This is a genomic window from Pseudoalteromonas sp. Isolate6 (assembly GCF_022398435.1).
Taxonomy (GTDB): domain Bacteria; phylum Pseudomonadota; class Gammaproteobacteria; order Enterobacterales; family Alteromonadaceae; genus Pseudoalteromonas; species Pseudoalteromonas galatheae.
In genome coordinates this window covers 1-5,613 of record NZ_JAKEVK010000260.1, presented here as the reverse complement: position 1 = coordinate 5,613, position 5,613 = coordinate 1, and the positions used below count along the sequence as shown (strand labels likewise).

At 42.3% G+C, this 5,613-nt stretch carries 5 protein-coding genes; 4 read left to right on the top strand and 1 reads right to left on the bottom strand.

Features of this window, described 5'->3' with window-relative positions:
* Nucleotides 1-101: 101 nt before the first annotated feature.
* The gene (locus L1D50_RS21155; protein WP_239966750.1) at nucleotides 102-818 is read right to left on the bottom strand and encodes a type 1 glutamine amidotransferase; all 717 of its coding nucleotides are present in this window, start codon (nucleotides 816-818) and stop codon (nucleotides 102-104) included.
* A 98-nt stretch (nucleotides 819-916) separates the two neighbouring features.
* Between L1D50_RS21155 and L1D50_RS21150 the strand changes: the two genes are divergently transcribed.
* The 4 genes from L1D50_RS21150 to L1D50_RS21135 all read left to right on the top strand — a co-directional run bounded on the left by L1D50_RS21150 (nucleotide 917) and on the right by L1D50_RS21135 (nucleotide 5,381).
* Nucleotides 917-1,708, top strand: a complete 792-nt coding sequence (locus tag L1D50_RS21150) for an AraC family transcriptional regulator (protein ID WP_239966749.1) — start codon at nucleotides 917-919, stop codon at nucleotides 1,706-1,708.
* 121 nt (nucleotides 1,709-1,829) lie between these two features.
* On the top strand, nucleotides 1,830-3,734 hold the full coding sequence (locus tag L1D50_RS21145) for a S9 family peptidase (protein ID WP_239966748.1): 1,905 nt from the start codon (nucleotides 1,830-1,832) through the stop codon (nucleotides 3,732-3,734).
* A gap of 277 nt (nucleotides 3,735-4,011) precedes the next feature.
* A complete protein-coding gene (locus L1D50_RS21140; RefSeq protein WP_239966747.1) occupies nucleotides 4,012-4,764 on the top strand; it encodes a type 1 glutamine amidotransferase domain-containing protein in 753 nt (250 codons plus the stop codon).
* Nucleotides 4,765-4,979: 215 nt separating this feature from the next.
* Nucleotides 4,980-5,381: a hypothetical protein gene (locus L1D50_RS21135; RefSeq protein WP_239966746.1), complete on the top strand. Its 402-nt coding sequence runs from the start codon at nucleotides 4,980-4,982 to the stop codon at nucleotides 5,379-5,381.
* Nucleotides 5,382-5,613: the final 232 nt, after the last annotated feature.

Below are 5,613 nucleotides of genomic sequence, written 5' to 3'. Positions count from 1 at the left end.
GTACAGATAAAGGACACCCACCATAATATAGATGCGAATTATGGTGGGTATTTGAGTTAGCCCCAAGTCCCAAACCTCAGGTTAAATAATATGATTAACACTCAGGGCTGTGATTTATAGAAGCTTTCTAACTTATCTAAAAAACCATACAGTTTTTGGTTCATTTCGTCATAGTTATGATTCAGTAAAACCTCTGGCTCATCTACAAATCGATACTGTAAAACGTCACTGAGATCGTCATTTTCAATCAGTAATGCGACGATATCTTTGGTAAATTCCATATGGCACTGAAAACCGTATACTAGGTCGCGGTAGCCGACAATTTGCCTTGGGCACCCGTCGCTATATGCAATCACTTGTGAACCATTGGTGAGCCCTGGCATATCATTATGCCAGTGACCGACATCCAACACTTTTCCAAAATGACTAAATAGTGGGTGTGTCATCCCTGCTTCCGTCAAGGTTATCGGGTACTTTCCGATTTCACGTTCAGGGCTAGGTTCAAATGTTGCACCTAACGCTTCACCAATGAGTTGCGACCCTAGGCATATGCCAAGCACAACTTTTCCGGCGGTAATCGAGTTCAAGATGACTTCTTGCTCACCTTTTGCATCGAAGTGCGGGCATTGCTCAATAGTTGTCGACGGATCTTGAGGTCCTCCCATGACAATCAAGAAATCTAAGCCTTCGATACTTTTTGGGAGCGGTTCTCCTTGATAAACTCGCGAGTAGGTAATGGTATGGCCGCGTTTATTTGCCCAAGATTCATAGGCGCCGGGCGCTTCAAAATGTTCATGAACGATAAAGTGAATATGCATCTTTGTGCCTTTTAATTTGCGATAGGCTGTAGATGGTATATTAAATTCGGATGGCGTAATTTATACTAACAGACGTTTAATGTTGATAAGTCGCCAAGATGCAAGCTAATGACCTCATCAAAGGTTCTCCAGATAAACAAATCGTAACTAAAACGATTAATATGGCTTCTGGCTATATTGATGACTTTCACTCACATTCGTGGCATCAAATTGTGTTTCCTTTGCAGGGGCTGCTGCAATCAAGTATCGGGGATAAAAGCGGGATCGTACCTCACAATGGTATGCTCTACATACCCGCAAATACAGTGCATAAATCCATAGCGATTACAGATACACAGTTTTTGGCGATTTATCTTAATCCCGACAAATATGTTCAGTATGGAGACAAACCAAAATCCTGTCTGGTAACGCCATTTATAAAAGCATTAATACTGCTTCTATTTGAAAACGAGACGCTCACTCAAGCAGAGTCCAATATCACACATTTGCTAACTGTATTGCGAGATCAGATCGAGATCGCAAACCGTTATGAAATACCCCTACTCATACCTACCGATAAACGCTTTTTATCCATTTTTTTACAGCTTAAAGAGCAACCGGATCTGCCATTTACGTTAAAGGAGTGGGCAACAAAAGTGGGCGCTTCTGAGCGCACTTTGTCGCGATTGTGCTCAAGAGAGTTTTCTCAATCATTTTCACAGTGGAGACAAAATGTAAGGTTAGTTTTATCTTTGCAATTGTTAGAGTCGCAAAAGAGCATACAAGAAATTGCTATCGAGTTGGGATACGCTTCTGACTCTGCGTTTGTGCAAGCGTTTAAGAAATTGTTCAACCAAACACCTAGAAAGTACAGAATTGCCAACTTACAGCACAACGTAAATTTATTTTGAGCAACTTCTGCTACTTGCTCGCGACTTGCACTAGAGAAGAAAGTATCTTATCGCGAATGCTTTTAAGTTCTGTCGGGTTTATGTAGTCTAGGTGAGATTTGATTATTGGAGGCATTTCGCGATGTTGCGAATTCTTTTATGTGCTAGCTTAGGATTAGCACCAAGTTTTGGGTTGGTTGCCAAAGAGGTAATGACTCCTGACAAGCTTTTGCAAGTAAAGCGCGTGAGTGCGCTTGGATTATCTAAAGACAACACCCATGTGATTTATAGAGTTACAACGCCAAGCGTTGAAAATGATGACTTTGATAGCAAAGTCTATCAAGTGCCGTTAAAGGGTGGGGCGTCTCGACTTATAAGCGCGTATCAAGGGATATTGTCAGACGATAATATTTCGCCTGATGGCAGCAAAAAACTATTTCATGATACTGTAAATGTTGAAGCTGTGCTGGCCACGGATAGACATAAAGCGCTTACGAAAGCCAATGCTTACGTGTTTGATGATTTAAACTACCGCCATTGGGATACCTGGAAAGACGGCAGTGTTAAGCATGTGTTTTATCAGGATCTAATCACAGAAGAAAAAGTCGATATCATGAAAGGGATGCCTTTTGATAGTCCGACGTCACCATTTGGTGGTTCAAGCGACTATGTTTGGGGTCCAAACGGTGAAAATATCTACTACGTTAGTAAAAAGCTGACTGGCGCAGAATATGCGAGCAGCACCAACACGGATATTTATCGTTATAACTTAGCCAGTAAGAAAACCACCAATCTAACCGAGCAAAACTTGGGTTATGATAAAAGCCCAGAGTTCTCATCCACAGGGCTGCTGGCTTTCTTACGTATGGATGAGCCCGGTAACGAGGCGGATAAAAATGACATCATCGTTAAGCAGGGTGACAGAGAAATCAATCTAACTGCGCATTGGGACGGCACGGTTAGCAGTTTTGAATGGGGTCATGATGGTAAGCATATTTATTTTATTGCACCCGTTGACGGCACAATCCAGCTATTTCAAGTAGCGGTGAACACCAAAACCAAAGCCAAACCAAAAATTAAACAGCTAACCAAGGGCATGTTTGATGTTAATAGCATTGTAGCGGCTCTAGACGATCAGTTAGTTGTTACTCGCAATAGCATGAATCAAGCAAAAGAGATCTTCCGCTTTGATCTGAATAGCAAAAAGCTTGTTGCGCTGACAAATGTGAATGAAGCGCTTTATGCTGATTTGGATTTACCTCACGTTGAAAAACGAATGGTGAAGACAAAAGACGGCGAAGACATGCTAACTTGGGTTATTTACCCGCCTAATTTTGATAAACGCAAGCAATATCCAACGCTATTATATCTTCAAGGTGGCCCACAAGCACCGTTATCACAGTTTTACTCCTTCCGCTGGAACTTCCAAGTGATGGCTTCACAAGGGTATATTGTGGTTGCGCCAAACCGTCGTGGTATGCCAGGGCACGGCGTGAAGTGGAACAAAGATATCAGCCAAGACTGGGGTGGTAAGGCGATGCAGGACTACCTTGATGCAATCGACGATGTTGCGAAAGAGTCATATGTTGACAACAAACGTATCGCGGCAGTTGGTGCCAGCTTTGGTGGTTACTCTGCGTTTTACTTAGCTGGTAACCACGATGGTCGTTTTAAAACCTTTATCGCGCACTGCGGCATTTTTGATTTGCGCAGTATGTACGGCACAACCGAAGAAATGTTCTTTGTGAACAACGAATTGGGTGGCGCGTACTGGGAGCAAAACAATGCGGCCATTAGCAAAGCATACAATCAGTTTAACCCAATCAGCTATGTGGATAAGTGGGATGCGCCGATGTTCGTGATCCATGGTGGTAAAGACTACCGTGTACCGCTGAGCCAAGGGATGCAAGCTTTCCAAGCCGCAAAACTTCGTGGCTTGAAGAGTCGTTTCCTTTATTTCCCTGAAGAAAACCACTGGGTACTGACACCACAAAATGGGATAGTATGGCAGCGTGAATTCTTCAAGTGGTTAGAAGAAACCTTATAATTGCTGTAATTAGCATCTTTATTGAGTAGCTGCATTGAGCACGGAATAACAACTCGCTTTCTAGCCGTTGTTATTCCGAAACAAAAATTGATCGCCAAAGCAATATTGTTCGATTGGCAAGACAACGGGCTTGGTTATTTATGACGGTGTCAAAGCTGAACCCACCGATGCGAAGCAAGTTGCTTCAACTTCTAAGCCATAATCAACCTATGTAAATGAAGCAAGCGTTGAGGCGCGATACATTGTAGTCACTTTACACAATTAAGGTGATTTACTCATGATTAAACGGTTATTTTTAATTTTTATTTTAGCTACTTTTTCTTTTCCCCCATTGGCAAAAACATCGGATGACCACCGTGTATTAATTGTTCTTACCAGCCACGACCAACTAGGAGATACTGGTCGAAAAACAGGGTTTTGGCTCCCTGAGCTAACGCATCCGTATTACCGTCTAAAAAAGGCCAACATCAAAGTTGATATTGCAAGCATCAAAGGCGGTTTTGCCCCAATAGATGCGAGAGCACTGACAGAGCCTGATAGTTATCATCAAGTTTTTTTAAATGACGCAGAGTTGATTAATAAGGTGATAAATACCATTCCACTAAATAAAATAGATGCAAATGATTATGATGCGGTAATTTTTAGTGGCGGATCTGGGCCTATGTGGGATTTCCCTGACAATGGTGATGTTGCGCGTGTCGCTTCCGATATTTTAAATAAAAATGGAGTACTTGCTGCTGTTTGTCATGGTGTAGCAGCGATCACGAATGTTAAGCTTGCGAACGGAGACTATTTAGTTAAAGGCAAGCAGGTTACAGGGTTTAGCAATCAAGAGGAAAGTGATTTAGGAACAACGGATATCGTCCCATTCCTATTGCAAAACCGGCTTATCGAACGTGGTGGTATTTACTCTTCAGCAGCTGCATGGCAGACCAATGTAATCGAAGATGGGCAGTTAATTACCGGACAAAACCCTGCATCAGCCACATTACTTGCAGAGAAAATTATCGCAAAGTTAGATAGAAGGTAACTAGCTCCAACACGTCATAATCATTTGTAAACCAAGGGGATATAAGCCTATGTTACGTTAAGTTCTTGCCACCAAGCAGAAGGCGGACTGACAAGAGGCTAGCATAAATAAGTCGGTTTATCTTTTTGGTTTTCGTTTCAGATAGTATCCGAATTGTAGTGTGTTCAAATAGGAGGCATACTAAGTCAATCAAAGGAAACTAGAAGGGTGAACAAATGTCTAAATGGATAATAGCTGGACTTTGGTTATTTATGTTGGCTATGAATACAAAGGCAGCTGAAAAAGCGTTAACGATTGATAATGTAGTGCCCAACAACATGGCATTAGCGTTTGCGAATGACGCAAATATCTATCCAGATAGTAGTGACTTCAAAGTACTTAACGCGGTGTTGATGAGTAATGAAAGCGGTGAGCGCTGGGCTGTGGTTACACTCAAGAACCAATCAAGTGGCCGCCGCACGTTAACACATAAACATCTATTGGCACTGACGGCAAATGGTCAACGGATCGCGCCAATGAAACTCTCTGAAAACTTTGACGGCGGGGAAACGCTTTCACTTACATTAGCTTTCGGTGAGAACAAGTTCCCGTTGCTGAGCGTATATACGCGTAACTGAATTAAGTTGTTCTGGTCTCAAAATAGCCGACTTTTGAGTTGGGCTTTTGTTACCAATGAAGGCCTAACAACTAATACTGCGCCTCTCCAAATTAGTTGTGCGATCATGTAACTGGTATAAACAACGAAAAAGCCCTAACAGATGCGTAAGGGCTATATTCGATGTGTTTGCAAGCAATATCTATTCTGCTTTCAAGACGTTTTATTTGAAGGTGAAACCCGGCCTCCACCAC